23 protein-coding genes are annotated in these 25,684 nt (G+C 73.1%); 10 read left to right on the plus strand and 13 right to left on the minus strand.

The annotated features are described in order from the left end of the window. Positions 1–33: 33 nt before the first annotated feature. Complete coding sequence (locus Cba03nite_RS12330) at positions 34–1,404, plus strand: sulfatase-like hydrolase/transferase (protein WP_203745346.1); 1,371 nt, start codon at positions 34–36, stop codon at positions 1,402–1,404. A 37-nt stretch (positions 1,405–1,441) separates the two neighbouring features. On the opposite strand, the gene Cba03nite_RS12335 is transcribed toward Cba03nite_RS12330, so the two are convergent. Beyond that, on the minus strand, positions 1,442–1,978 hold the full coding sequence (locus tag Cba03nite_RS12335) for an NUDIX hydrolase (protein WP_203745347.1): 537 nt from the start codon (positions 1,976–1,978) through the stop codon (positions 1,442–1,444). Positions 1,979–2,046: 68 nt separating this feature from the next. Here Cba03nite_RS12335 and Cba03nite_RS12340 point away from each other — a divergent pair, with 68 nt between their 5' ends. From Cba03nite_RS12340 to Cba03nite_RS12350, 3 genes are read left to right on the plus strand one after another with little or no spacing between them, the layout of a single operon-like run. Continuing rightward, a complete protein-coding gene (locus Cba03nite_RS12340; RefSeq protein WP_203745348.1) occupies positions 2,047–2,652 on the plus strand; it encodes a maleylpyruvate isomerase N-terminal domain-containing protein in 606 nt (201 codons plus the stop codon). A gap of 55 nt (positions 2,653–2,707) precedes the next feature. Next, a complete protein-coding gene (locus tag Cba03nite_RS12345) occupies positions 2,708–3,502 on the plus strand; it encodes an N-formylglutamate amidohydrolase (protein ID WP_239125670.1) in 795 nt (264 codons plus the stop codon). 49 nt (positions 3,503–3,551) lie between these two features. Further along, the gene (locus Cba03nite_RS12350) at positions 3,552–4,745 is read left to right on the plus strand and encodes a GNAT family N-acetyltransferase (protein WP_203745349.1); all 1,194 of its coding nucleotides are present in this window, start codon (positions 3,552–3,554) and stop codon (positions 4,743–4,745) included. A gap of 64 nt (positions 4,746–4,809) precedes the next feature. Here Cba03nite_RS12350 and Cba03nite_RS12355 read toward each other — a convergent pair whose 3' ends face one another. From Cba03nite_RS12355 to Cba03nite_RS12365, 3 genes are all read right to left on the minus strand, one after another. Then, on the minus strand, positions 4,810–7,986 hold the full coding sequence (locus Cba03nite_RS12355; protein ID WP_203745350.1) for a hypothetical protein: 3,177 nt from the start codon (positions 7,984–7,986) through the stop codon (positions 4,810–4,812). 68 nt (positions 7,987–8,054) lie between these two features. After that, a complete protein-coding gene (locus Cba03nite_RS12360; RefSeq protein ID WP_203745351.1) occupies positions 8,055–9,458 on the minus strand; it encodes a GGDEF domain-containing protein in 1,404 nt (467 codons plus the stop codon). Positions 9,459–9,821: 363 nt separating this feature from the next. Continuing rightward, a complete protein-coding gene (locus Cba03nite_RS12365) occupies positions 9,822–10,802 on the minus strand; it encodes an EamA family transporter (RefSeq protein ID WP_203745352.1) in 981 nt (326 codons plus the stop codon). Between the two features lie 110 nt (positions 10,803–10,912). On the opposite strand from Cba03nite_RS12365, the gene Cba03nite_RS12370 reads away from it, so the two are divergent. Continuing rightward, positions 10,913–11,476, plus strand: a complete 564-nt coding sequence (locus tag Cba03nite_RS12370) for a CGNR zinc finger domain-containing protein (protein WP_203745354.1) — start codon at positions 10,913–10,915, stop codon at positions 11,474–11,476. 152 nt (positions 11,477–11,628) lie between these two features. Here the strand turns inward: Cba03nite_RS12370 and Cba03nite_RS12375 are convergent, their stop codons facing one another. Beyond that, a complete protein-coding gene (locus Cba03nite_RS12375; protein ID WP_203745356.1) occupies positions 11,629–12,393 on the minus strand; it encodes a sulfite exporter TauE/SafE family protein in 765 nt (254 codons plus the stop codon). A 132-nt stretch (positions 12,394–12,525) separates the two neighbouring features. Further along, positions 12,526–13,908 carry a sigma-70 family RNA polymerase sigma factor gene (locus tag Cba03nite_RS12380; RefSeq protein WP_203745358.1) on the minus strand — a complete coding sequence of 461 codons (1,383 nt, stop codon included), beginning with the start codon at positions 13,906–13,908 and terminating at the stop codon, positions 12,526–12,528. A 125-nt stretch (positions 13,909–14,033) separates the two neighbouring features. Here Cba03nite_RS12380 and Cba03nite_RS12385 point away from each other — a divergent pair, with 125 nt between their 5' ends. Continuing rightward, complete coding sequence (locus Cba03nite_RS12385) at positions 14,034–14,549, plus strand: DinB family protein (RefSeq protein WP_203745360.1); 516 nt, start codon at positions 14,034–14,036, stop codon at positions 14,547–14,549. Between the two features lies 1 nt (position 14,550). On the opposite strand, the gene Cba03nite_RS12390 is transcribed toward Cba03nite_RS12385, so the two are convergent. The 6 genes from Cba03nite_RS12390 to Cba03nite_RS12415 form a co-directional block, all read right to left on the minus strand. After that, a complete protein-coding gene (locus Cba03nite_RS12390; RefSeq protein WP_239125671.1) occupies positions 14,551–15,597 on the minus strand; it encodes a coiled-coil domain-containing protein in 1,047 nt (348 codons plus the stop codon). Between the two features lie 512 nt (positions 15,598–16,109). Further along, positions 16,110–16,442: a hypothetical protein gene (locus Cba03nite_RS12395; protein ID WP_203745362.1), complete on the minus strand. Its 333-nt coding sequence runs from the start codon at positions 16,440–16,442 to the stop codon at positions 16,110–16,112. Between the two features lie 15 nt (positions 16,443–16,457). Then, positions 16,458–16,796 (minus strand): RNA polymerase-binding protein RbpA, encoded by a 339-nt coding sequence (locus Cba03nite_RS12400; protein WP_203745364.1) that lies wholly within the window; start codon positions 16,794–16,796, stop codon positions 16,458–16,460. Positions 16,797–16,980: 184 nt separating this feature from the next. Beyond that, on the minus strand, positions 16,981–17,985 hold the full coding sequence (locus Cba03nite_RS12405) for an aldo/keto reductase (protein WP_203745366.1): 1,005 nt from the start codon (positions 17,983–17,985) through the stop codon (positions 16,981–16,983). Positions 17,986–18,070: 85 nt separating this feature from the next. Further along, entirely contained in the window at positions 18,071–19,450 is a 1,380-nt protein-coding gene (locus Cba03nite_RS12410) for a UDP-glucose dehydrogenase family protein (protein WP_203745368.1), read from the minus strand. A 143-nt stretch (positions 19,451–19,593) separates the two neighbouring features. Continuing rightward, the gene (locus Cba03nite_RS12415; protein WP_203745369.1) at positions 19,594–21,069 is read right to left on the minus strand and encodes a cellulase family glycosylhydrolase; all 1,476 of its coding nucleotides are present in this window, start codon (positions 21,067–21,069) and stop codon (positions 19,594–19,596) included. A 316-nt stretch (positions 21,070–21,385) separates the two neighbouring features. On the opposite strand from Cba03nite_RS12415, the gene Cba03nite_RS12420 reads away from it, so the two are divergent. The 4 genes from Cba03nite_RS12420 (at position 21,386) to Cba03nite_RS12435 (ending at position 24,586) form a co-directional block, all read left to right on the plus strand. Continuing rightward, positions 21,386–22,642 carry a lipocalin-like domain-containing protein gene (locus Cba03nite_RS12420; protein WP_203745371.1) on the plus strand — a complete coding sequence of 419 codons (1,257 nt, stop codon included), beginning with the start codon at positions 21,386–21,388 and terminating at the stop codon, positions 22,640–22,642. Positions 22,643–22,752: 110 nt separating this feature from the next. Next, positions 22,753–23,328, plus strand: a complete 576-nt coding sequence (locus tag Cba03nite_RS12425; protein WP_203745373.1) for a TetR/AcrR family transcriptional regulator — start codon at positions 22,753–22,755, stop codon at positions 23,326–23,328. Positions 23,329–23,365: 37 nt separating this feature from the next. Further along, positions 23,366–24,010, plus strand: coding sequence for a lysophospholipid acyltransferase family protein (locus Cba03nite_RS12430; protein ID WP_203745437.1), 645 nt, complete (start codon positions 23,366–23,368; stop codon positions 24,008–24,010). Between the two features lie 60 nt (positions 24,011–24,070). Further along, a complete protein-coding gene (locus tag Cba03nite_RS12435; protein ID WP_203745375.1) occupies positions 24,071–24,586 on the plus strand; it encodes a hypothetical protein in 516 nt (171 codons plus the stop codon). A gap of 19 nt (positions 24,587–24,605) precedes the next feature. On the opposite strand, the gene Cba03nite_RS12440 is transcribed toward Cba03nite_RS12435, so the two are convergent. Further along, on the minus strand, positions 24,606–25,499 hold the full coding sequence (locus tag Cba03nite_RS12440) for a hypothetical protein (protein ID WP_203745377.1): 894 nt from the start codon (positions 25,497–25,499) through the stop codon (positions 24,606–24,608). Positions 25,500–25,684: the final 185 nt, after the last annotated feature.

Genomic DNA, 25,684 nt, shown 5'->3' on the forward strand with positions numbered 1-25,684 from the left:
CCTTCGCACGATCTTGCTGGCAGTTTTGTCCCGGTGCGATACCTTATGCGCCGCTGCCGGAGGCTCACCCTGCTGCTGACCGCCGCCCTCGCCCTGGCGGCGGGGCTGCAACTGCGTCCGGGCGAGGCCGCGCCGCCCCGCCCCGCCGCGGCGCCCGCGCGGCCCAACGTGCTGCTGGTGGTGCTCGACGACGCGCGGCCGGAGGCGATGGCGGCGCTGCCCCGCACCACGGAGTGGCTGGCCGACGGGACCGCGTACCCGGAGGCGGTCGCGGCGACACCGAGCTGCGGGCCGAGCCGGGCGACGCTGCTGACCGGCCGGTACGCGCACAACCACGGCGTGCTGCACCAGGCCGACATCGGCGCGCTCGACCACACCGCCACGCTGCAGCGGACCCTGCACGACGCCGGTTACGCCACGGCCGCCGTCGGCAAGTTCACCAACGGCTGGAAGCTGGAGCGGACCCCGCCCGGCTTCGACCACTCGGCGCTGGTCGGCGGCGGCTACACCAATGCCCGGTTCATGGTGGACGGGAGGCAGCGGCGCGTGCCGTACTCGACGACGTTCATCGGCGAGCAGGTCAACCGCTACCTGGACGGTTTCGAGGCGGACGACGGCAAGCCGTGGTTCGTGTACGCGAGCTTCACCGCGCCCCACGCGCCGTACACCCCGGAGGCCCGCTACGCCGCCCGGGGGTTCCCCTGGCAGCCGGGCCCAGCGGTCGGCGAGGCGGACCGCACCGACAAGCCCGCGTACGTACGCCGCCACAAGTCCGGCCAGGCCGCCGGGGACGTCATCCGCCTCGGGCAGCTGCGCACCCTGCTCTCCGTGGACGACGCGCTGGCCGGCGTCCGCGAGCACCTGATCCGGCGGGGCGAGCTGGACGACACGCTGGTCGTGCTGGTGTCCGACAACAGCAAGTTCTGGGGCGAGCACGGGCTGGACGAGAAGTTCATGCCGTACGCGGCCGCGTTCCGGGTGCCGCTCTACGTGTCCTGGCCGGGGCACGTCCCGGCGGGCGTCGACGACCGGCTCGCCTCGACCGTGGACGTCACGCCGACCGTGCTCGCCGCGGCCGGGCTCACCGCCGGGTACCAGCTGGACGGCCGTGACCTGCGCGGCCCGGACCGGCGGGACGCGACGCTGCTGGAGTACTGGCAGGACTCGCACAACGGCGGCTATCCGACCTGGTCCACCCGCTACGTGCCCGGAGACCACCAGTACACCGAATACGTCGAGAAGGACGGCACGGCCGGGCCGCGGGAGTTCTACGACCTGGCGGCCGACCCGTGGGAGCTGGTCAACCTGCTCGGCGACAGGGACCCGGCCAACGACCCCGACACGGCCGGGGACGCGGCGGCGCTGGCCGCGTGGCGGGCGTGCGCGGGCACAGCCTGCCCGTGACACAGCCTGCCCGTGCCGGCCAGGCTGCCCGTGATGGTCAGCCGGCCGCCTGCCGCCAGGCGCGCAGCCGGTGCCAGGCGTCCAGGCCGTCGGGCACCCAGGTCCAGCCGCCCTCGGCCAGCCGCTGCCCGATCTCGTCCTCGGTGAGGAAGGCGTGCCAGGCGACCTCCTCCGGCTGCGGGTCGACCGGCAGGTCGCAGCGCACCTCGTACAGCGCGGAGAACCAGCTGTGCTCGGGCGTCTCGTACAGGAACGTGAACAGGGGCACGGGTGCGGGCAGGCCGGTCACGCCCAGCTCCTCCTCCGCCTCGCGCAGCGCCGCCTCGTCGTAGGACTCCCCCGCGCCGACCACGCCGCCCACCCACATGTCGTAGTACGACGGGAAGACGAGCTTGTTCGCGGTGCGCCGGTGCACGAACACCCGGCCGGCACCGTCGCGGGCCAGCACGAACACGCAGCGGTGGGTCAGCCTGCGGGCGTACGCCTCCGCGCGTACGGCCTGCCCGACGACCCGGTCGTGCTCGTCGACGATGTCCAGCAACTCGTCCGCCGAGCGCGGCGCCTGCTCCCCCATGCCGCTATTCAACACCGCCCCGGAGCGCGAGCGGGCGGCGCGGGCAGCGCGCTGGAACAATGGGCGGCATGTCCGAAACCGACATCAGCGCCGACCTGGCGGCCTGCGCCCAGGCGCACGCCCGGCTGCACCAGACCCTGGACGGTCTCGACGACGCGGCGGTGCGCGCACCGAGCCTGCTGCCCGGCTGGACCGTCGGCCACGTGCTCACCCACCTGGCCCGCAACGCCGACAGCGTGGTCCGGCGGCTCGACGGGGCGGCCCGGGGCGAGCTGGTCGAGCAGTACGAGGGCGGCCAGCCGGGACGGGCCGCCGAGATCGAGGACGGGCAGGGGCGCGGCGCGGCGGAGCTGATCGCCGACGTGCTCGCCGCCGACGCGGCCGTCGAGGCGGCGTTCGCGCGCACCCCGGCCGAGGTGTGGCAGGGGCAGGTGAAGGCCGGTGACGGCCGCCTGATCCCGGCGACGTACCTGCTGTTCGCGCGCTGGCGCGAGGTCGAGGTGCACCACGCCGACCTCGGCCTGGGCTACGGCTGGCAGCAGTGGCCGGACGGGCTGGTCGCCCGGTGGCTGCCGGAGCTGCTCGCGGGCCTGGCCGGACGCGCCGACGAGCGTGCCCTGGCCGCCTGGATGCTGGGCCGCGCGCCCGCGCCGGAGCTGCGCCCCTGGGGCTGACCGCGCGGTGTCGCACCCGTTGGCTACCGTCACCCGCGATTCGATCTTCAGGAGGGTGACCTTGTCCGTTCCGGTGTTCCGGGTCGCGCCCGGCGACGCTTCCTCGCCGGTGATCCTGCACGTGCCGCACGCCTCCCGGCGGGTAGGCGACCCGGCCGCGGCCGGCCTGCTGCTGGACGGCTCGGCGCTGGCCGCCGAGCTGGACCACATTACCGACGCGCACACCGACCTCATCGCGCAGGGCGCGGCGGATGCGGCCCGCCTGCGGCCGTGGTCGTTCGTCAACGAGTGGTCGCGGCTCATCGTGGACCCGGAGCGCTTCCCCGACGACCGCGAGGTGATGCGGGCCGTCGGCATGGGCGCGGTGTACACCCGCACCTCCCACGGCGAGCCGCTGCGCGACCCGGATCCGGAGCTGGAGCGGCGGCTGCTGGACGCGCACTTCCACCCGTACGCGGCGGCCATGACGGCGCTGGTCGACGAGCGGCTGGCCGCGACCGGGCGGGCGATCGTGATCGACGTGCACTCCTACCCGTCCCAGGCGCTGCCGTACGAGCTGCACGGCGACGGCCCCCGGCCGCCGATCTGCCTGGGCACCGACACCGCGCACACCCCACCCCGCCTGCGCGCCGCCGCCCGGGAGGCGTTCTCCGGCTACGAGATCGCCCTCGACACCCCCTTCGCCGGCTGCTACGTCCCGCTCAAGCACTACGGCACCGACGCCCGGGTGACGGCGCTGATGGTGGAGATCCGCCGCGACGTGTACGCCACCGAACCCGGCGGCGCCCCGCACGACGGACTCCCCCGCCTGGTCACCGCCCTGACCAGCCTGATCGACGCGCTCTCCTGACGCCGATAACCAGGGGACCGGGGGTGGCCGGACTGGCAGGATGTGGCGCGTGACGTATGAGGTGCGGCCGGTGCGGCCGGAGGAGCACAGGCTCGCGTGGGATCTGGGCAGCCTGGCGTTCGGATATCACGAGCAGGCCATCCCGGACGGCTGGGCGGCCAGCGCGCCGGGCCGGACCACGCTGGGCGTGTTCGACGAGGCGGGGCGGCTGGTCGCCAAGGCGGTGGACCGGGAGCAGGGCCAGTGGTTCGGCGGCCGGGTGGTGCCGGTCAGCGGGGTCGCCGGGGTGGCCGTCGCGGCCGAGCAGCGCGGGCGCGGCCTGGGCCGGCTGGTGCTGACGAGCCTGCTGTCCGGCGCCCGGGAGCGAGGCGCGGCGCTCAGCTCGCTGTTCGACACCACGCCGCTGCCGTACCGGGCGCTGGGCTGGGAGGAGATCGGCACGCTGACCTACCACACGGTGGCCGCGCGGGTGCTGGCCGAGATCCGGCCCGATCCGAAGATCACGCTGCGGCCCGCCACCGAAGCCGACATCCCGGCGGTGTACGAGCTGTACCGCCGGGTGGCGCGCGCGGGCACCGGGCTGATGGAGCGCTCCGGGACCCTGTTCGCGGCGGCGACCCCGGCGAAGCTGCTGGCCGAATACCACGGCTTCACCGTCGCGCTCGACGGCGCGGGCGACCTCGTCGGGTACGCGAGCTGGGACCGCGGCCCCGGCTACGACGCGAGCGGCAAGCTCACCGTCGACGACCTGATCGGCGCCACCCCCGAGGCGACGCGCACGCTGCTGGCGATGCTCGGCGGCTGGGCCAGCGTCGCCCCGACCATCGTGCTCCGCCTGGGCGCCGAGGACCCGGTGTGGTCGCTGCTGGCCCGCGTGGACGCGAAGGTCGCCTCCGCCCAGCCCTGGATGCTCCGCGTGGTCGACGCCCCCGCCGCGATCGCCGCACGCGGCTGGCCCCGCCACCTGTCCGGCGCGGCCGACCTCTCCCTCACCGACGACGTCTGCCCCTGGCACCAGGGCGACTACCGCTTCGTGGTGGACGGCGGCGAGGCCCGGCTGGAGCCCGGCGGCACCGGCGCTATCCGCCTCACCCCGCGCGGCCTGGCCGCCTGGTACGCGGGCGCCGCCTCCCCCGACCAGCTCCGCCGCACCGGCTTCCTCACCGGCGGCGACCCCGCGAGCGACGACCTCCTCCGCACCGCCACCGCCGGCCCCACCCCCACCCTCCACGACTACTTCTGAAAGGAAGGGCACCTTCTTAACGCTATGCGTATAAGAAGGTGCCCTTCCTAACCGCCGGAGGCCGTCAGTCTGTGGCTTCAGCCGCTGGGCGGCTGCGGCCGATGGACAGGAGCAGGCCGAGGAGCGCCAGGGCGGCCCCGGCGACTGCGGCGTACAGCGGCAGGTCGGCGGGGATGCCCAGGTAGACGGTGATGCCGAGGATGCGGGACAGGCCCCACGGCAGCAGCGCCAGCTGGTCGTTCCACACCGTCAGCGCCTTCTCCAGGCCGATCAGCGCCACCAGGCCCGCGAGCAGGCCGAGCGGCACGCCCGCGGCGGTCAGCGTCAGGCCGACGGCGCGGCGGCGGAGCAGGCCGTACCGGTCGCGCAGGACCAGCGCGGTGGCCACGAACAGCCAGCAGAACCCGGCGAACGCGACCGTGACGTAGACCGTGCGCAGGGTCGGCGCGGTCCAGAACGCGAACCAGTACTTGCCCGGCCCCCGCCCGGCGAGCGCCGCCAGCAGCAGCACGCTGCGCAGCAGCGCGACGCCGCCGACCACGGCCCACAGGTGGAACGGGTCGCGCCTGCCCACGATCAGGCGTACCACCAGGGCGAACAGCAACCATCCGCCGAGGGTCACCAGCAGGTGGGCCGGGGCGGCGAACCAGGTGAAGACCGCCCGGGAGGCCACCAGCACCACGGCCGGGATCAGCCACACGAGCACCCGGTCCGACTTCGGCTCAGGAGCGGGCAGCGCGGAGACCCGCCACGGCCGGACCGCGCCGAGCAGCAGCGCCCGGCAGGCCGCGCCGCCGAAGCCGCGCCCGCGCAGCCCGAGCAGCACCACGATCAGGAGCAGCGCCAGCAGCGCCCGCGCCGCCCACGCCATGGCCGGGTCCCGGTCGGCGCGCTCGGCCCCCAGGTCGGCGGCGGTGAAGTTGTACGCCGGCAGGTCCAGGTCAGTGCCGTAGCGCTGCCGGTGCACGTCGCGCGCGCCCTGGTACGCCGTCTCGGCCAGCCGCCAGCCGTCCTTCGCCTGGCGCGAGCCGGTGTCCAGCCACTGCGCGTGCCGCAGCACCATGGTCCGGTACGCGCCCAGCGTCTCGAACAGGTTCACCTGGTAGTCCAAAGTGCTGGTGAACTGCTCGCGCAGCCCGGCGTCGCGCCAGGTCGCCGGGTCGGTCGCGGCGACCAGGTCGCGCATGCGGCGGGCCAGCGTGACGGCCTCGGCGCCCTCGTCCACAGCGGCCTCGATCCGGCCCCCGGTGACCGCGTAGATGCTGTCCAGCGCGGCGGAGTCGCCGGTCGGGATGTCCCACTCGAAGATCCACATCATCGGCGGCGGCTCCAGGCCGAGCGCCTTCACGGTCTTGTCCGCGTACGGCCCCACGTACAGCCCCCGCGTCACCGCCTGCCGGGACAGCGCCATGGCCTGCCCGATCGCGGCCACCGTGGCCGGGTCGCCGGAGAACGTGCGGTACGCCCAGTCCGCCGTGACCTGCGCCGGGTCGGCGTCCGGGTCCCACGCGAAACGCGCGACGGCGTACGTGTTGAGGTCGTACAGCTGCCAGAAGCCGGTGCGCAGGTAGAGCGACATCGGGCCGGCGCGCAGCGGGCCGCCGTCCTGGGTCCAGTTCCAGACGCCCTCGACCTTCGGGTTGGCGGCGAGGAACTCGCGCAGCGCCTGCCGGTGCAGCGGGCCGAGGTCGTTGGGCAGCGAGCCGAACGCCTCGAACTCGCGCCGGGCCTGGAACTCCACGATGCGCCGGTGCTCGCCCTGCAGCAGGGTCGTGTTCAGCGGCAGGTGGCTGTAGAAGTCGCCGAGGGTGTACTTGGTGGACACGATCAGGTGCGGGTCGTCGAACCCGCCCAGCACCTGCGCGTACGACTCCGGGTTGGTGTGCAGGTCGCCCACCGCGCCGACGCCCACGGTCCAGGTGCGGAAGATGACCTCCTTGTTCGCCGCGCCCGCCGTGTCGAGCATCGCCCGCAGCATCGCGCGCACGGACGCGTCGGTGGTGACGGCGAGCTTGGACGAGTAGTCCCAGCCGTCCTCGGCGTACACCTCGCCGCCCTCGCCGATGCGGATCATCAGCCCGTCCACGAAGGGCATGCTCTCGAAAAGCTCGGAGAGCCCGGCCTGGTAGACGGCCCACAGCCGGGGGTCGGCCACGTCCAGGCCGCCGACGGTCCGCGTCAGGTACGCCTCCAGCGGCGGCGACACCGCGAGCATGTCGGTGAGCATGAAGACCTTCACGCCCATGTCCTCGGCATACCGGAAGACGGGGCCGAACGCGGCGACCATCGCCCTGGCCTGCTCGACGTGGGTGTCCCCGGCCGGGTAGACGGCGCGGCCGTCGCCGACCTTCGCGAACGTCACGTACTCCAGGAAGCCGGGCACCACCACGCCGTTGTAGCCCTGCGCCACCGAGTGGTCGACGAACTGCCGGAACTGCGCGGAGATGCGCGACACCGCGTTCGCGTCCACCCACGGCGCCCGGGGCAGCAGCGCCTCCTTCACCACGTCGGTGTTCAGGTTGTAGTCGTCACCCGCGGCGAACCGCGCCGCATCGGGCTCGCGGCCCACCGACCCCGCGTCGGTCAGCCGCAACCCGAGCCGGGGCGTGACCAGGCGTCCGACGTCGGCGGCGGGCAGCGGCTCGGCACCGGAGCGGATCCGGTCGGCCAGCCGGTACAGCCCGGCGGCCGTCCCGGCGACGTCGGTCCCGTCGACGGCCAGCTCAGACCCGCGCACGCCGATTCGGTACGACTCCGGCGCGGCGTCGAGGGCCGGGAGCACGCTCGCGCGCAGGCCGCGTACCGCAGAAAGGTCAGGTGCGGCACCGGGCTGTGCGCCGGTGTTCTGCGTGGCCGTCGTGGAGCCCGCCGTCGTCGAGCCCGCCGCGCCGGTCGACCCGGTGGTCGCCGTCGCGCCCGACGTGGGCGTCGCGGGCCGCGGCACGGGCACCGGGGTCACGGCCGGGCGGGGCAGGCCGCGAGCCGCGAGCGCGTCGGCGACGGCGGTGGCGGCCTTGGTCGTGCGGAGATCGTCCGGCACGGTGATGGTGGTGAGCCGCGGTGGCGGGGCGACCGCGCGCGGCGGCGCGGCGGCGAGGTCCTCGCGCGGCACGGCGGCCGGGGTGTGGCTCAGGCCGAGCGCGTCCCCGACGCCCCAGGCCACGCCCGCGCCGAGCAGCAGCAGGACGACGGCGGCGGCAAGCAGGGGGTACGGCTTCCGGACCGGGGGAACGTGAATCACGCTCGCATAGTAGTGGTGCCACGGCCCGGTGTCGGATCACGATTCTCCAACGGAACCGGCTCCCGCGCTCACCGCTGCCCAGACCGCCCCTGATCCGGTCCGGACGGCCCGCACACCCGATCCCTTCCGCCACGTTTGGCCAGGTAAAGCGCCTCATCGGCGAGCCGTGACAGCTCGTCGGCGGTGCGCGCGTGGCGCGGGTACGACACCACCCCGATGCTCGTGGTGACCGTGAGCGTGACGCTCGCGCACACGATCGGGCAGCGTGCGATCGCCAGCCGCAGCCGCTCGGCGACGAGCACCGCCTCATCCTGATCGCTGCCCGGCAGCAGCACCCCGAACTCCTCCCCGCCGAGCCGCGCCGCCACGTCCACCGCCCGCAGCTCCCGCGCCAGCAGCGCGGCCACGGTACGCAGCGCCTGGTCCCCGGCCGGGTGGCCGTACCGGTCGTTGACGTCCTTGAAGTGGTCCAGGTCCAGCATCAGCAGCGCCATCGGCGCGCCGGAACGCCTCGACCGGGCCAGCGTCTCGTCCAGCCGCTGGGTGAACGCGCGCCGGTTGTGCAGGCCGGTCAGCGGATCGCGTACGGCCTGCTCGGTCAAGGTCGCCTTCTGCGCCGCGATCCGCCTTGCCATGTCGTTGAACGCCGCCGCCAGCTCCCCCAGCTCGCCGCGCGAGCCGACCCGGGCCCGCGCCGCGTCGTCGCCGGCCGCCAGCAGGTGCGCCGTCCGGGTCAGCCCGCGCAGGTCCCGCACCAGGTCCCGGGACAGCAGGTAGCCGAGCATCAGCGCGGCGGCCATCCCGGTGAGGCTCGCGGCGACGATGACCTGCCTGGTCACGCCGCCCGCGGCGAGCAGCTCCCGGTGCAGCGGGGTGTACTCCAGCAGCACCGCGCCCACGATCGAGTCGTGCGCGGTGCGCAGCGGCACCGCCATCACCTCGATGCCGTCCGGGAAGTCGGGGCTGATCTCCAGGAACGAGCGCGGCTTCCCGTCCCGCATGGTCGCCGCCACCTCGCCGCCGCCGTCGAGCGTGAACAGGCGGCCCTGGTCGTCCGGCAGCGCGTCGGCCAGGATCCGCCGGTCCAGGCCGACTATCTCCAGGTCGCGGCCGTCGTCCCGCTGTACGCCGCTGACGTAGCGCTGCAGCTGGGCGGGCTGCTGGTAGAGCACCGGGCGGCCGGGTTCGGCGGGCTGGGCCACGGTGTGCGCGACCTGCTCGGCGACATTCTCGGCCTCGATCTGCGCCGCGTGCAGGCTTGCCCGGTACTGCTCGTTCACCGCGACCAGGCCGATCAGCGGCAGCAGCAGCGCCACCGACAGGAAGGCCACGGTCAGCCGCGGCCCGACCCGCGCCAGCGGCGTGAGCAGCCGCGCCGGGTTCGGCCACGACGCGGCCAGCCAGCGGGCTCGCGCCCGGTGCCGTAACGCCATCTCCGGTCGTCGCGGCCGGTCGGAGGTATCGGCCTGCATTCCGCGCTCCTATGAGCGATCTCCCCAGGTCAGCGGCCTACCACTGTATCCCCGGCGGCTGAGCCCGCTCCCAGCTTCGGGCCACCGTCCGGCGGGCTCCCCGGCTGGCTCCCCCGGCGCGCTCCCCCGGCGCACCGCCGCCCGCGTCAAGATCGCGGTCTCGTGTCCAAACCTCGGCTCCCAACCCACCTTCTGACACAAAACGGCGATCAACGCGCGACCGCCCGGCCTGGTGCCGGTGGCCGGTGGTTAAGAAGGGCACCTTCTTCTACGCATAGCGTTAAGAAGGTGCCCTTCCTTACCTGGAGCCCGCCCGGCGCGCGGCCCGGCGGGACGCGCGGCGCCGGTGGGGTGGCCGGATGGTCAGCGGGGCCGGCCCGCGAGTGCCGGCTCGGGCTCGGACGGGAGCGCCGTGGCCGTGGCCGGGGCCGGGGTGCGCAGCTCGTCGATGCGGACCAGGATCACGCCGCCGATGATCAGGACGCCGCCCAGCAGCTGGACCGCCACCGGCAGCTCGCCCAGGAACAGCCAGGCGAACAGCACCGCGAACAGCACCTCGGTCAGCCCGACGAACGAGGACAGCCGGGCGCCCAGGATCCGGGCCGCGCCGATGCCGGCCACGTACGAGATCACCGCGGCGACCAGGGACAGTCCCACGATCGGCACCAGCCAGCTCACCGTCTGCCCGGCGAACACCACCTCGCCGAAGTGCGCCCGCAGCGGCAGCGCGCCGAACGCGCCCAGCGCCAGCAGCACCACCGCGCCGACGGCCATGCCGCTGCTGGCCATGGCGACCGACGGCAGCTGCTCGTCGACCCGCGCCGACAGCACGAAGTACGCCGCCAGGCCGACCGCCGCGCCCAGCCCCCACAGCACGCCGACCGGGTCGATGCGGTCCGACCCGGTGAGGTCCAGCACGAAGAACAGGCCCACGATGGCCGCGGCGGACCCGGCCAGGGTCAGCCGACGCGGACGCTGGCCGTGCCGCGCCCACATCCAGAACACGACGAGGATGATGCCGAGGTATTCCAGGAGCAGAGCGACCCCGATGGGCAGGTATCGGACGGCGTTGAAGAAACCGACCTGCGCGCCCGCGACGGCGAGCAGCCCGAACAGGCCGACGCTGCTCAGGTTGCGGCGCAGCACGTGCCACCTGCCGCGCAGCGCGAGCACGGTGGGCACGGCGAGCAGGAGGGCGGCGATGCCCACCCGCGCCGCGACCGCGGCCTCGGCCGACCAGCCCGCCTCGATCAGCGAGCGGGCGAACGTGCCGGACGTCCCGAACGTGGCCGCGGACAGCAGGGCCAGGCCCAGGCCGACGCCTGCGGAGCGTTGGGTCTGCATGGAACTCACCACGGATCGGAGCACGCGGCGCGGCCGTGGCCGACATACGCGTAATAAGTAAAACACCGCTATGCTCATGACAGTAGCCGAGCCCGTTGACAGGAGTCAAGATGCTCTTTGCCCATGACACCGAGGTCGCGCTCGTCGCGGCGGCGGCGCTGGTCAACACCACCGGCTCCGACGGCGAGAAGCTGCCCGACATGGCCGCGCTCGACGAGTTCTTCCAGACGTACGGGTGGACCGGCCGCCGCGAGCACACCGCCGCCGAGCTGCGCGGGGTGCACGAGCTGCGCCCCCGGCTGCGCCGGATCTGGGAGCTGGGCGAGGCCGGCAAGGACGGGATCGTCGAGATCGTCAACGCGCTGCTGCGCGAGACGAACGCACTCCCCCAGCTGGTCAAGCACGACGAGTGGGACTACCACCTGCACGCCACCCCGTCCGACGCGCCGCTGGCCGCCCGGATGGCGGTCGAGGCCGCGATGGCCCTGGTCGACGTGGTACGTGCCGGTGAACTGAGCCGCCTGCGCATCTGCGAGCTGCCCGGCTGCGGCAACGTCGTGGTCGACCTGTCCAAGAACCGCTCGAAGCGCTTCTGCGACACCGGCTGCGGCAACCGCGCCGCCGTCACCGCCTACCGCGCCCGCAAGGCCGCCGCCGCCCGCCCCACCCCCTGACCACCCGCCCCCGGCTCATGATCGCGCAACTTGCCAGGCAATCGGGCGAATGCGCGCGCAAGATACGCCCGAGTGCCAGGCAAGTTGGATGATCTAGGCGCGGCGGCGGGCCGCGGCGGACGGTCAGGGAGGGCGGGCGGGGCGGGTGGGGGTCAGGTGAGGAGTTGGGTGATGGCGGCCAGGCCGATGACGACGATGAGGGCGCGCAGGGCGGTGGGGGGCAGGCGGCGGCCCCAGCGGCCGCCGACGAGGCCGCCGACGACCGAACCGGCCGCGATCAGCAGCGCGGGCTGCCAGGCGACCATGCCGAGCGCGATGAACAGCAGCGCGGCGACCCCGTTCACCAGGCCCGCCAGCAGGTTCTTGATCCCGTTGACCCAGACCAGGTCGGTGGAGAGCAGCACGCCGAGCAGCCCGAGCAGCAGCACGCCCTGGGCCGCGCCGAAGTAGCCGCCGTACACGCCCGCGCCGAAGACGCCGAGCAGCAGCAGCGGCCCGACCCGGTGCGCGCGGTCCGGCTGCCGGGCGGCCAGCCGGCGGGCCAGCCAGGGCTGCGCGACGACCAGCACCAGCGCCAGGCCGATCAGCACCGGCACGATCGCCTTGAACGCGCCCGGCGGCAGCCACAGCAGCAGCACCGCGCCCACGATCGCGCCGAGCACCGAGGCGGTGCCCAGCCGCAGCAGCAGCGGGCCGTGCCCGGCGAGGTCCTTACGGTAGGCGTACGCCCCCGACAGCGAGCCCGGCACCAGGCCGACGGTGTTGGAGACGTTGGCGACCACCGGCGGGTAGCCCAGGGCCAGCAGCACCGGGAAGGTCACCAGCGTGCCGGAGCCGACCACCGCGTTGATGCCACCCGCCGCCGCGCCCGCGGCCAGCACCACCAGCGACTCGCCGAGGCCGAGCGTCCAGTCCATGCGCCACGCCTTCCCCGGGCCTGGTCGCCGCCGTCCGGTCGCCGCCCACCCGGTCCCTCGGTACCAGATGTCCAGCAGCCTAGGCCCGCGGCGACCGCGCGCCCCCACCGTGCGGCGAAGATCACGGGCGGGTCACTTGAAGCCGAACATCTGGGTCCAGTAGTAGCGGTAGGTGCCGCCGGTGGCGCGGCCCACCCCCATGGACTTGGACGAGCAGTTGAGGATGTTGGCCTTGTGGCCCTTGGAGTTCATCCACTGCTGGAAGGTGGCCTTGGCGGTGGCGTTGCCGGCGGCGATGTTCTCGGCCGAGGGCGTGTCGTAGCCGGCGGCGCGGGCGCGGTCCCACGGGGTGACGCCTTCGGGGGTCTCGTGGGAGAAGTAGTCGCGCTTGGCCATGTCCGCGCTGTGCCCGCGGGCCGCCTTGTCCAGCTTCGGCTCGGCCCGCAGCGCCTTGCAGCCGGCCTTCCTGCGCGCGTCGTTGACCAGCGCGAGCATCTGCCCTTCCAGGGTGGTCGGCGCCTTGCTGGGGCTGGGCTTCGCCGACGGTGACAGCGTCGGCGAGGCGGCGACGCTCGGGTACGCCGACGACGGCGCGACGGAGGCGCCCGGCGTGGACCCGACGGGCCCGGTGACCGCCGCGGCGAGGCCCGTGCCGTCGACCTCGGCGCCGCCGGGCAGCGGGCCGATCGCGTACACCCCGGCCACCGCGGCCGCCGTGGCGGCGCACGCGAACGCGATCTTGGCGGGCAGCGCGAGCGACCACCCCCCGGTCCGCACCGGCGCGGCGCCGGGCACCGGCCCGTCGGCTAGCACGAACAGCGCGGCGAGCAGCGCGTACGCCCCGTTGTGCGCGCTGAGGCGGCGGCACTGACCGCAGTCGCGCACGTGCCGCTCGACGCGGGAGCGCTCGCGGGAGGTGAGGCGGCGGCGGCCGTGCACGATCGCGTCGAGCCCGGCGCAGCGGCCGTGCCGGCGGGCGATGAGCACGGTGCGCACCGCCCCGCCGAGGGCCGTCCGGGAGCGGTGCACCAGGACCGCGGCGTGGGCGGTGCCGACGCCGAGCACCTCGCCGATCTCCCGGCTGGACAGCTCCCAGCGCACGGCCAGCTCCAGCACGGCGCGCTGGCGCGGCTGGAGGCCGTGCGCGGCGGCCCAGACCAGCTCGGCGGCCTCGCGCTGCTCGGCGGCGCGCTCGGGGTGGCGGCCGGGGGCGTCGTCGGGCAGCAGGGTGGCGTCGGGCAGCGGCGCGGGCACGGTCTGCGCCACGGCGCTCATCGACCGCTTGTACGCGATGGAGAACAGCCAGGTCCGCACCGCCTGCGGGTCACGCAGCTTGGCCAGGTCGCGCCAGGCGATCAGGAAGGTCTCCTGCACCAGGTCCTCGGCGAGGTGGTGGTCGCCGACCTGCCGGTACACGAAGCCGAGCAGGCCGGGGCGGTACATGCGGTACAGCCGGTCGAAGGCTTCACGGTCTCCTGCCGCGGCGGCCCTGGCCAGGGATGTGTCTGACCGCATGACTGCCTCCCGAGGTAGCGGTTCGTCGCTAGTAGGTCTCGCCACCGGCCGCGTCATTACACCCAACACGAGAATTTCTGTCCACGCGAGGCGGGAATGTCAGCCCCCGCCCGTACGGTGCCCGGATGATCGACGAACCTGTCGCACCGGTGGTGCGCACCCGGCCACCCGAGGACGGCACCGAGCGGCAGACGCTCACCGGCATGCTCGACTTCCTGCGCGCGACGGTGGTGCTCAAGGTGAGCGGGCTGACCGACGCACAGGCGTTCTCCCGGCCGGTGCCCGCCTCCGCGCTGACCCCGGCGGGCCTGGTCAAGCACCTGACCGGGGTGGAGCGCTTCTGGTTCGGCATCGACTTCGCCGGGCTGGACCTGCCCTGGCCGTGGAGCGGGGAGCAGCCGCACGGCGGGTTCCCGCTCGAACCGGGCGACACGCTCGCCGGCCTCGTCGCGGCGTACGAGGCCGAGTGCGCGCGATCCCGCACGGTCGCCGAGGGCGCCGGGCTGGACGAGCGGGCCCGCGGCGAGGGCAACCACTTCACGCTGCGGTACGCGCTGACCCACATGATCGAGGAGACCGCACGGCACTGCGGCCACCTCGATCTCCTGCGCGAGAGCATCGACGGCGCGGCCGGGCAGTAGCTCAGTACACCGACAGGTGCACGTGGTCGGTGTGGTCGCTGGACGGCGAGTCACCGCACTTCGAGCCGGTCGGCGAGTACTTCCGCCACCCCGAGCTGGGCAGCCACACCTGGCAGAACCAGATCACGTACATCACGCCCAGCCTGCTCGCGTTCTTCACGAAGTACGCCGCGAGCCGGTTGCCGTAGGTGCGCGCGTCGCCCGAGGCGGTGCCGCCGAAGCCGCCGCCCGACGCGACGGCGAAGTCGCAGGCGCGGCCCTTGGGGTGCTCGTACATGTCGCCCGGCCGCCAGCACGCGGTGTACCGCTTGAAGTTCGCCTTGCGCGCCTGCTCGTAGGCGTGCAGCAGGCGCGGCGTGATGCACGCCGGGGCGGGCCGGGTCGGGTCGTTGATGCTGCAGATCTCCTTCGGCCAGGTGCCGTCGGCGTTGCGCGGCGCGGGGATCGCCAGCGGCGAACCCGGCTCGACCCAGCCCTTGGTGGCCTCGCCGCCGACCGCGGACAGCGCCTTCTCGGCGGCCTTGCGCAGCTTGGCCATCTCCTTGGTCTGCTTGGCCTGCTCGGCGACGGCGGCGTCGACGGCCGCCTTCGCCTCCTGGATCTCCTTGCGGGCCGCGACCATCTCGCCGATGCGGGCCTCGTCGCGGGCGGTCATCCGCTCCAGCGCGGCCGAGCGGCCGAGGAAGTCGTCGGGCGAGTTCGCGTTGAGCATGACCCCGACGACGCCGAGCCGGCCCGTCTTGTACGCCTCGGCGGCGTACTTGGCCACGCCGGACCGGCTGCGCGTGTAGCGGTTCTCCGCCGCGGCCAGCCGCTGGTTGAGCGCGACCTGCTCCTTCTTCGCCTTCGCGAACGCGGCCTCGGCCTCGATGTACTGCCCGGCGACGCTCTCCAGGTTCTGGCGCAGCTGGGCGATCTTCGCGTTGGGGATCTCGTTCGGCTCGGCGTACGCCGACACCGGGAAGCCGGTGATCAGCACGACGGCGGCGAGCACAGCGGCCAGCAGGGACGCGGGACGGGAACGCGGGCGGCGCACCGGGGCAGGCACGTACAGGGTCCTTCCGTCGCCCGCCGCGCGGAGGGGGAGATGCGCGACGGCGGCCGCCGGGGGTCGGAGGGGCTGGGCGCGGCCGGAACGCAGACTACCGCGACAGCGCCGCGTCCGGAAAGCCTCCGAGCGTCGCGGTCCGTGACGACAGACGGTGACCCGCCGCCTCCGACCCGCGTTTCCGCAGCTCGCAATGCCATCAGGTGGCCACCTGCTCACGCACCGTGACATCGCACACCGACAATGGCACACCCACCCGCCCCCGGCTCCCCCGCCCGCGATCGGGGCGGGTCCGCGCCCGCGATGGCGTGAGGTCCAGCATCCGGCACCGCCGGTGCGATGATCAGGAGTTCGTGTCACAAAGTGCAGCTGGACCACAGGTTTCGACACGAAGTCGCGATCATGCCGCGGCCGACCAGACTTCTGGACACGAGACCGCGATCATGCGGTGCCAGAACCGCACTTTCCGACACGAACCCGCGATCATGCGCGGTGAACGCCCGCGGCGCGGGTCAGTCGGTGTTGGTGGCAGCGCTGGCGCGGGCGGCGGCGAGGAAGGCGATCACCCCGGCCGCGAGCAGCGGCAGCCCGATGGTGGCCAGGGCCAGCACGCCCAGCACGCACAGCAGGACCCCGGTCACGACCAGAGCGGCCGTCCGGCGCCGGGTGGTGCGCCAGGCCTGCCCCGCCAGCAGGGCCGCCAACAGCAGCCCGCCGGTGAACCAGGCGACCGGCGCGCCGCCCTGCGCCACGATGAGCGCGACGTACGCGCCCAAAGTAAGCAGGGTCAGCAGCAGCACGACCAGCGCCAGCCGGCCGGCGACCTGCTGCTGACCCGTCGCCATCAGGGGCCCGCCCGGTCAGCGACCGCGCTTGGCCCGGACCTCGGCCAGCCGCTCCTCGAGGATCTCCTCGAGCTCCTCGATCGAGCGCCGCTCCAGGAGCATGTCCCAGTGCGTACGCGGCGGCTTGACCTTCTTCTGCTCCGGCTCGGAGCCGTCGACCAGCCGCGCCACGCTGCCGTCGAACTTGCACTCCCACGTCGAGGGCACCTCGGCGTCCATCGCGAACGGCACCTCGAACCGGTGGCCGTTGCCGCAGGAGAACTCCCGCGTCTGCCGCGGCGCGAATTCGGTGTTGCGGTCCGACTCGTAGCTGACCGCGCCCAGTCGGCTGCCCCGCAGCACGCGCTCGCCCATACCCGCTCCTCACGGTTCGACTCTTCTTCCCGTGACGCAACGACACGGGTGCCGGTGGTGTTCCCTTTCGGGCCCCACCCGCCGTGGCCGCTCACGCGGCCCGGGACACAGTATGACCCTTTCGCATCCCGCGCGACCACGGCAACGCAGGGTGACCGTCTTCATGCCGCGTGGCGCGGCCCGGTCAGGCCCCCGCGGCGTCGAGCCGGGCGGCCTGCTCGTCGCTCAGCACGACGTCCAGCGCCGAGTACGCCGAGTCGTACTGCTCCAGGGTGCGCGGCCCGATCAGCGGGATCACCGGCGGCTGCGCGCGCAGCAGCCAGGCCAGCACCACCTGGTTCGGCGTGGCGCCGACCTCGGCGGCGACCTCGGCCAGCACGGCGAGCCGCGCCTCGGCGTCGGGGCCGCGGTAGGCGTCCATCGACCAGTGCCCGGCGCGCTTGGCCGCCGAGTCGTAGACGCCCTTGAGGATGGGCGAGTACGCCACCAGCGTCAGGTCGTCGTGCTCGCGCAGGTAGTCGAGCTGCTCGCGGTCCACGATGGAGGAGTTGTCCAGCCCGGCGCGCGGGCGCAGGTAGGTGTGCTGCTGCTGCAGCGCGACCGGCGCGGGCCAGCCGTGGCGCTCGCACAGCTGCCGGATGCGCTCCAGCCGCCAGGTGCGTACGTTCGACCAGCCGATGTAGCGGGTCTTGCCGGCGGCGACCAGCCCGGCCAGGGCCTCCAGGGTCTCCTCCAGCGGGGTGCGCCGGTCGTCGACGTGCACGTAGTAGAGGTCGACGTGGTCGGTGCGCAGCCGGCGCAGGCTGTCGTCGAGGGCCTTGACCAGGGTCGCCGCCCCGGCTCCCTCGAACCGGCGGCGGGCCAGGTCCCAGTCGGGCTCGCCGCCGGACCACAGCCCGTCCTGCTCCCAGACCATGGCGCTGCCCTTGGTCGCCAGGAACACGTCGTCGCGGCGGCCGCTCCGGCCGAACCAGCGCCCGAGCAGCTCCTCGCTCTCCCCGCCCAGGCTGCCCTCGCGCGACCACCACGCGTAGCAGTTGGCGGTGTCGAGGAAGTCCCCGCCCGCCTCGGTGTAGCGGTCGAGCATGGCGTACGACGTGGGCTCGTCGGTGGTCGTACCCATGATCATGCAGCCCAGCGACAGCTGGCTGACCTGCTCGCCGGTGCGGCCGAGCGCCACCTTCTTCATGTCGGTCCCCCTTGTTCACGGCTTGACCCGGCCCACGCTAGGAGCTGGAGCGCGCTCCAGGTCAAGCGCGCTCCAGCCGCCGTGCTCAGGCCGCGCCGGAGTCGCCGGTGAGCGACAGGTAGCGGTAGCCGAGGCGGGACAGCCGGCCCGGGTCGAGGGCCAGCCGGCCGTCGAGCAGCACCGGGTTGTTCATCAGCCCGACGAACTTGCTCCAGTCCAGCTCCAGGTACTGCGCCCACTCGGTGCACAGCACCACCGCGTCGCTGTTGTCGAACACCTCGTCGAGGCTGTGGCACAGGTTCTCGGCCAGGTCGGGATGCTCGCGCCGGAAGCGCTCCGCGGCTACCGGGTCGTGCAGCCGGATCCGGGCGCCGCGGGCCAGCAGCAGCCGGGCCACGTCGACCGCGGGCGAGTCGCGCAGGTCGTCGGTGTTGGGCTTGAACGCCAGCCCGAGCAGGCCGATCCGGCGGCCCTTGAGGATGCGCAGCTCCTCCATCAGCCGGTCCACGACCAGGGTGCGCTGGCGCTGGTTGACGTCCCGGGCGGCCCGCACGATCGGCATGTCGTGGTGGTACTCGGCGGCGGTGGCGATCAGGGCGGCGGTGTCCTTGGCGAAGCAGGAGCCGCCCCAGCCCAGCCCGGCCTGCAGGAAGCGGGAGCCGATCCGGGCGTCCAGGCCGGTGCCCCGGGCCACCTGCACGATGTCGGCGCCGACCTTGCCGGCCAGCCGCCCGATCTCGTTGATGTAGCTGATCTTCAGGGCCAGGAACGCGTTCGCGGCGTACTTGATCAGCTCGGCGGAGGCGAGGTCGGTGGAGACCAGCGGCACGGCGTCGGTCTGGTCCGGCCGGGGCAGGAACGACGGCGGGGTGAACGACTGGTTGAGCACGTTGCGGTAAAGCCGGGCCAGCACCTCCAGGCTGCGCGGGTTGTCCGAGCCGATGACGATCCGGTCGGGGTAGAGGGTGTCGTGCAGCGCGGAGCCCTCCCGCAGGAACTCCGGGTTGGACGCGACCGCGAACTCGCCGCCCGCCCGGCGCGCGTGGTGCTGCTCGTACGCGTCGCGCAGGATCGCGTCGACCCAGTTGCCGCTGCCGATGGGCACCGTGGACTTGTTCACCACCACCGTGAAGCCGCCGCCCACGGTCCGGCCGATGCTCTCCGCGGCCGAGCGCAGGAAACGCAGGTCGGGACTGCCGTTGGCCAGCGAGGGGGTCTGCACGGCGACGAACACGACCTCGGCGCCGCGCACGCCCTCCTCGTAGGAGGTGGTGAAGGTCAGGTTGTGCGCGGCCTCGGCCATCAGCTCGTCGAGGTGCGGCTCGTAGATGGGCGGGCGGCCGCCGCGCAGCTGCTCGATCTTCGCCTCGTCCAGGTCGATGCAGGTCACCTGGTGGCCCAGGTAGGCCAGGCTCACGCCGGTGGTGAGGCCGACGTAACCGGTGCCGACCACGCAGACTTTCATGTTCGGTTTCCCTCCCGAAGACGACGAGATCCCGACAACCTACCGGCTTTCGGACATCCCGACAGACCCCAACGAGTCTCCAGGACGCACCGAAACGAAACAGGGCCCCGCCGTGGCGAGGCCCTGTTCCCAGGTTTGGCTGATCAGCTGGTCGGGAAGTTGTCCGCGGTACGGATCCGGTTGCGCACGAAGTTGCCGGACTCGGTCAGGTTCGCGGTCCCCGCGTAGTTGCCGCCGGCGCAGGTGCCCGGCCGGAACGCCGCGCTGCCCTCGTTGGCGTCGGAGTACGTCCAGTTCGCGTAGCTGATCTTCAGGCGGTCCATCAGGTCGAACCAGGCCGTGCTGCTGGACTGGTCGACCGCGCCGCCACCGGTGTAGGTGACGGTGCCGAACTCGGTGACGAACATCGGCAGCGACGCCGCCGCCCGCTCCAGCTCGGACCGGTAGTTGGCCTGGTGCGAGGCGGCGTAGAAGTGGAACGCGTACATCACGTTGGCCGCGTTCACCTTGTTGTTGATCACCTCGGTGGCGTTGCCGCCCTCGGACACGCCCAGCGAGGACCAGGCGCGGGTGCCCACGATGACGACCGCGTCCGGGTCGTTCGCGCGGATCACCGGGATGACCTGCTCGGCGTAGCTCTTGATGGTGCTCCAGCTGACGCCGTTGGGCTCGTTGGTGATCTCGTAGATGACGTTGTTCTTACTCGCGTGGCGCGCCGAGACCGCGGCGAAGAAGGTCTTCGCGCGCTCCAGGTTGTACATCGGGTCGCCAGGGGTGAGCGTGTGGAAGTCGATCAGCGCGTACAGGCCGCGCTCGGTCGCCTCCTCCACCAGGTTGTTCACCTGGTTGGTGAATCCACTCGGGTTCGTCTCGTAGCCCTGCTCCTGCACGTACATCGAGATGCGGAGCAGGTCGGCCAGCCAGTCGGAGGCCAGCGCGTTGAGCGAGGCGTCGTTGTAGCAGTTGGCGAACCACTGGAGGCCGTGCGTGCTCATGCCGCGCAGCTGGATCGGGCGGTTGTACTGGTTGCACAGGTTGACCCCGCACACCCGCAGCTGCCCGTTGATCGCCACCGGGGTCTGCCCGGTGGGCTGGGACGGGCTGGCCGAGGGCGAGCTGGACGGGCGCGGCGAGGCGGACGGGGAGCCGGACGGCCGGGTCGACGGGCTCGGCCCGCCCGTGGTGGGCATGGGGCTGCCCGTGCAGGTGACGCCGTTGAGGGCGAACCCGACCGGGTTCGGGTTGGCGGTGGTCCAGCTGCCGTTGAAGCCGATGCTCGCCGACGCGCCGGTGGCCAGGGCGGCGTTGTAGCTCATGCTGGCCGCGGTGACCGCGGCGCCGCTCTGCGCGTACGTCGCCGACCAGCCCTGGGTGACCTTCTGGCCGGAGTCCGTGAAGTTGAAGCCCAGCGTCCAGCCGTTGATCGCGTCGCCGAGGTTCTTGATGGTGATGTTGGCGGTGAAGCCGCCCTGCCACTGGTTCACGGTGTACGTGACCGAGCAGCCGGCCGCCGCCATCGCGTTCACCGCGGGCAGCGCCGCGGCCAGGCCGAGCGCCAGCGCACCGGCGGCCGTGGCGGCGACGAGGCCGCGCCGGGTCGCGCGCGACAGGAGTCTCATGACGAGCCTTTCGTCAGGGAATCGGGAGGGGAAACGCCCCGGCACCTCCCGCCGGGCAACGAGAGTGACCAGGAAAGCGCCAGGTCAACGACCGGGAGCGCTCCCACAGCACGGGAGCTTAAGCCGCACGAAACGCCTTCGCAACATCTACATCCATCGAGTGCAGATCGGACGCGGTGGCCCGTGAAACTTTCACCGCGTGCGCCGTCCATCGGAGGCTGACGATCTCGGCTCCGAGCGGCCCGTACCTGAGCTACATTACGCAAACCAGGGCAATGGGGCCTGATGCGGCGCTCGGGCGATATGGGACGGCGACATGAACGAGAATCCCGGAAGGTTCACCCGCCGCACCGCGCTGCGCGCGCTGGCCGCGGGCTCCCTGGCCGCCGTCCCCGGCCTCGCCGGGTGCAGCCGCACGGAGGAGGCGGCACCCTCGCGGGTCGGCCCCACGATCAACCATTACGGCCTCACCCCGAACGACTTCGCCCTGCTCAACCTCAAGGCGGACAGCTGCCAGGCCTGGGAGGACGGGTTCCGCACCGCGGCGACCAACGCCGATCCCCGGGTGTACGAGTGGTGGCACACCGAGCTGACCGGCGAGGACGGCATCGTGGTGGCCTTCACCCTGAAGACCCGCCCCGGTGACGGGCTCACCGCCGAGGCCGACCGCCGCCCGGCGGTCAACCTGCTGATCACCACGCCGTGGGGCAACGAGTTCAGCGTGTTCCGCACGTACGACTGGAACGAGTTCTCCAGTGCCACCGACCGCTGCGACGTGAGGGTGGGGCCGTTCCGGCTGACCGGCGACCTCAACGGCTACCAGCTGCGCGGCACGGCGGACAACATCACCCTGAACCTCGACCTGGTCAGCCTCGCGCCGCCGTTCCGCCCCGGCACCGGGCACGTCTACCTGGGCGGGCCCGACGACTACCAGGCGTGGTTCGCGGCCATGCCGTCCGGCAAGGCGCAGGGGCACATCGTCTTCTACGACGAGAAGCGCGACTTCACCGGCACCGCGTACCACGACCACACCTGGGGCAACGTGCCGCTGCCGCAGTTCGTGGAGCGCTGGCGCACCGGCATGGGCGTGGCCGACCGCTACTCGGTGGTCGCCCGGGACATCCACCTGCGCGGCAAGTACGACTCCACCGACCTGACCGTGCTGCTCATCGACGACATCGAGGCGAAGAAGCGGCTGGTGGCCGCGTACGCCGACGACACGCTCAACGCGACGGAGATGCAGTCCGGCACCGACGACGGCTCGTTCCCCGAGGTGCAGTGGAACTACACCGGCGAGAACTCGGCCATCGTCACGCTGACGGCGGGCGAGCGGCTGGTGCCGGGACGGCCGTACGTCAACGGCAGCGGCGCGGTGCTCCAGGCCTCGCGCGGCGGCGACGCCGAGCGCGGCGGCACCCGCAAGCCCGCCTGGTACGAGCGCAACGAGGCCGAGATCCGCCTCAGCCTCGGCACCATGGGCCCCGGCTACCGAGTCACCGGCACCGGCACCCTCGACAACGCCCAGTTCGCCCTGCTCAACGGACAACCCGCCCCCAAACCCTCCCCGTCCTGACGAAAGGAAGGGCACCTTCTTAACGCTATGCGTAGAAGAAGGTGCCCTTCTTAACCCGTGCTGGTCGCGGCGAGTAGACAGTGTCTACCTAGCTCTGGTAGACACTGTCTATGCCCGACCCGGACACCACGCTGCGCGACCGCCTGGTCGCGGTCGGCGTCGAGCTGGTCAGCAGTGACGGCACCGGCGCCCTGACCCTGCGCGAGATCGCACGGCGGGCCGGGGTGTCGCACGGCGCCCCCCGCCGTTACTTCCCGACGCACCTGTCGCTGCTGTCCGCCATCGCCCGCGAGGGCTACCTCGACCTGGGCCGCCGCCTGGCCGGACTCGGCGACGACGCCGACCCCCGCGCCGCGCTGCTCGCCCTGGCCCGCCGCTACCTCGACTTCGCGCACACCCAGCGCGGCATGTTCGAGCTGATGTTCCGCCACGAGCTGCTGCGCGGCAACCAGATCGGCCTGCGCGAGGCCAGCCGCGAGCTGTTCGGGGTGCTGGTCGGCCTGGTCGGCCGCGCCCGGGCGGGCGTCCCGGCTCCCCCGCCCGTCGTCGTCGCCGGCGCGCTGTGGGCCAACCTGCACGGCATCGCCCAGCTCTGGCAGTGGGGCAGCCTGCAGATGACCGTGCAGACCGAAGACGTCGACCCCCTGCTGCGCGCCGCGCTCGACGCCCACCTGGGCCCGGCCTGACCTCGGAGGACCCGTGTCGATCCAGACCGCCACCCGGATGGTGCTGACCCCGATCTCGCGGGTCGCGTTCCGGCCCGTCGTCGAGGGCCGCGAGCACATCCCGCCGGACGGCCCGCTGATCCTGGCCGCGAACCATCTGTCCTTCCTGGACAGCTTCATCATCCCGCTGATGACGCCCCGCCGGGTCGCGTTCCTGGCCAAGGCGGAGTACTTCACCGGCACCGGCCTCAAGGGCCGCCTCACCCGCTCTCTGCTCACCGGCCTGGACGCCATCCCGGTCCAGCGCGGCGGGCACCGTACCGCCCAGGAGTCCCTGGAACTGGCCCTGGAGGTGCTCAACCAGGGCGGCGCATTCGGCATCCACCCCGAGGGCAGCCGCTCCCGCGACGGCCGCCTCTACCGCGGCCGCACCGGTGTGGCCTGGCTCGCGCTGGCCTCCGGCGCGCCCGTGGTCCCCGTCGCCGTCCTCGGCACCGACCGCATCCAGCCCGTCGGCGCGCGCCTGCCCCGCCCCGGCCGCATCACCGTCCGCTTCGGCGCACCCCTGCGCTTCGAGCAGCCGCCCGGCATCAGCGTCGGCCGCGCCCGCCGCCAGGTCACCGACGACATCATGGCCGCCATCCAGCACCTCTCCGGCCAGCAACCAGCCGAAGCCTTCAACGACCTCGCCCTGACCCCCTGAAAGGAAGGGCACCTTCTTAACGCTTTGCGTAGTAGAAGGTGCCCTTCTTAACCTGGCGTGGTGGTGGTGATCCAGCGGGTCAGGGTCGTATGGCGGCAGGACGAGCGCGGAGCGGCCCACGCCGACCTGCGCCGCGGCGTGCCCGAGGTGCTCCACCTCCCCGACGCCCTGCCCGACGGGCCGGTCGTCGTGCACGAGATCGTCGCCGACTCCGCCGACGGCTACCGGCTGTCCGAGCGGGTGCTCTCCGGCGACCGCGCTGCGGCGAACGTGGCGCTCGAACTCACCCCCGCCGAGGGCGGCGTCACCGTGCGCACCACCCAGACGCACGCCGCCTACCCGTACGACCAGCCCCGGCGCCTGTTCACGGTGCCTGCCGGTCAGGTCGCGCTCTACCGGGCCAACTTCCGGGTCTGCGGGTGCACCTGTGCGACCCGGTGGTGGTACGAGGACTGGACGGTACGCGTCGCGAACGCCCCCGCCCGGCCGGGCCTGTTCACCGAGCGCGCCCCGCAGCAGATCGCCGACCACCGCGTACACCTCTACGGCGGCCACGCCCGCCGCCGCACCACCTGACCCTGACCGGGACCGGCGATCAGGGCAGCGGATCCTCGCACCAGGTGGTGCCCTCGCAGTCGCCGCTGGAGATGCGGTCGGTGTACTTGCGGGCGCTCGCCTCGGCGAAGCCGGCCGTGCGGAACGGCCGGCCGTTGTCGTCGATGACGAGCGTGCCGCTGCGCCCGTCGGCGACCCAGCGCAGCCGCAGCCGCCAGGTGCAGTCGCAGCCGCCGGGGTCGGCGGTGATCTCGAAGATCTCCGGATCGGCCTCGGACACGGTGAACGGGAACGCGACCGCCGGGATCACGTTGCCCGCCTCGTCCTTCCCGGCATAGGGCCGCAGGCTCGGCCTGTCCGCCCCGAGCTGGACGTCGAACAGCCGGGGCAGTGCGCCCTCCCCGCAGCCGCTCTCGGCGGTGAAGACCGTCGCCTGGTCGACCGCGGGCCTGCGCTCCACCACCTCGACCGTCAGGTCCTGCAGCACCACCGACTTGCCGGAGCCGCCCAGCACTGTCACCACGACCCGGCCGTGGGTCGGGACGGCCTTCACCTCGTGCATCCAGGCGATCAGCTCGTCCTCGGTGGGCTGCTCCCGCAGCGGCCGGTTGGGGTCCGTGTGCGGGCTGGTCAGACTGCCGGGATCGGCGTCGACGAGATAGGGGCTGCAGGTCCCGCCCCGGTACAGCACATCCACCGCGAACGGCGGACCGTCGGCGGCCGCGGACGGCGACGCGGGCTGCTCGCCGGGGCCTTCCGGCTTGTCGTCCAGGTTCAGCCAGGCGAGCACCGCGCCGCTGATGACCGTCACGACGACGGCCGAGGTGACCCCGCTGATCCAGTTGCGCAGCGTCGGGTTGCGGCGCCACCAGGAGCGCACGGCACCCGCGGCCTGCTCGCCTTCGGTCTGCGGCGGCTGCGTCGGCTCGACCACGTGTTGGCCCCTCTGTCCGGTGTGGATGCACTCCCCCGGCCGACGACGCTACTGAACGAGCGAGCGCGGCAAAGCAGCACGACGGCCACTCTTACCGTCCGATCGGCGACACCGGACCGCCCCCATCCGCCCACCCGCACCGGCACCCACCCGCGACCGAGCCGCATACGGCCCGCGGTTTCGGG

This window comes from Catellatospora bangladeshensis, from assembly GCF_016862575.1.
Taxonomy (GTDB): Bacteria; Actinomycetota; Actinomycetes; order Mycobacteriales; family Micromonosporaceae; genus Catellatospora; species Catellatospora bangladeshensis.

What these genes read in the sequence shown, in the direction of transcription:
- Cba03nite_RS12375 (WP_203745356.1), bottom strand. Translation starts at nt 12,393, where the DNA reads ATGGACTGGACGCTCGGCCTCGGCGAGTCGCTGGTGGTGCTGGCCGCG.
- Cba03nite_RS12380 (WP_203745358.1), bottom strand. Translation starts at nt 13,908, where the DNA reads ATGCGGTCAGACACATCCCTGGCCAGGGCCGCCGCGGCAGGAGACCGT.
- Cba03nite_RS12335 (WP_203745347.1), bottom strand. Translation starts at nt 1,978, where the DNA reads ATGGGGGAGCAGGCGCCGCGCTCGGCGGACGAGTTGCTGGACATCGTC.
- Cba03nite_RS12395 (WP_203745362.1), bottom strand. Translation starts at nt 16,442, where the DNA reads ATGGCGACGGGTCAGCAGCAGGTCGCCGGCCGGCTGGCGCTGGTCGTG.
- Cba03nite_RS12360 (WP_203745351.1), bottom strand. Translation starts at nt 9,458, where the DNA reads ATGCAGGCCGATACCTCCGACCGGCCGCGACGACCGGAGATGGCGTTA.
- Cba03nite_RS12430 (WP_203745437.1), top strand. Translation starts at nt 23,366, where the DNA reads ATGGTGCTGACCCCGATCTCGCGGGTCGCGTTCCGGCCCGTCGTCGAG.
- Cba03nite_RS12365 (WP_203745352.1), bottom strand. Translation starts at nt 10,802, where the DNA reads ATGCAGACCCAACGCTCCGCAGGCGTCGGCCTGGGCCTGGCCCTGCTG.
- Cba03nite_RS12420 (WP_203745371.1), top strand. Translation starts at nt 21,386, where the DNA reads ATGAACGAGAATCCCGGAAGGTTCACCCGCCGCACCGCGCTGCGCGCG.
- Cba03nite_RS12385 (WP_203745360.1), top strand. Translation starts at nt 14,034, where the DNA reads ATGATCGACGAACCTGTCGCACCGGTGGTGCGCACCCGGCCACCCGAG.
- Cba03nite_RS12370 (WP_203745354.1), top strand. Translation starts at nt 10,913, where the DNA reads ATGCTCTTTGCCCATGACACCGAGGTCGCGCTCGTCGCGGCGGCGGCG.
- Cba03nite_RS12340 (WP_203745348.1), top strand. Translation starts at nt 2,047, where the DNA reads ATGTCCGAAACCGACATCAGCGCCGACCTGGCGGCCTGCGCCCAGGCG.
- Cba03nite_RS12400 (WP_203745364.1), bottom strand. Translation starts at nt 16,796, where the DNA reads ATGGGCGAGCGCGTGCTGCGGGGCAGCCGACTGGGCGCGGTCAGCTAC.
- Cba03nite_RS12405 (WP_203745366.1), bottom strand. Translation starts at nt 17,985, where the DNA reads ATGAAGAAGGTGGCGCTCGGCCGCACCGGCGAGCAGGTCAGCCAGCTG.
- Cba03nite_RS12410 (WP_203745368.1), bottom strand. Translation starts at nt 19,450, where the DNA reads ATGAAAGTCTGCGTGGTCGGCACCGGTTACGTCGGCCTCACCACCGGC.
- Cba03nite_RS12415 (WP_203745369.1), bottom strand. Translation starts at nt 21,069, where the DNA reads ATGAGACTCCTGTCGCGCGCGACCCGGCGCGGCCTCGTCGCCGCCACG.
- Cba03nite_RS12425 (WP_203745373.1), top strand. Translation starts at nt 22,753, where the DNA reads ATGCCCGACCCGGACACCACGCTGCGCGACCGCCTGGTCGCGGTCGGC.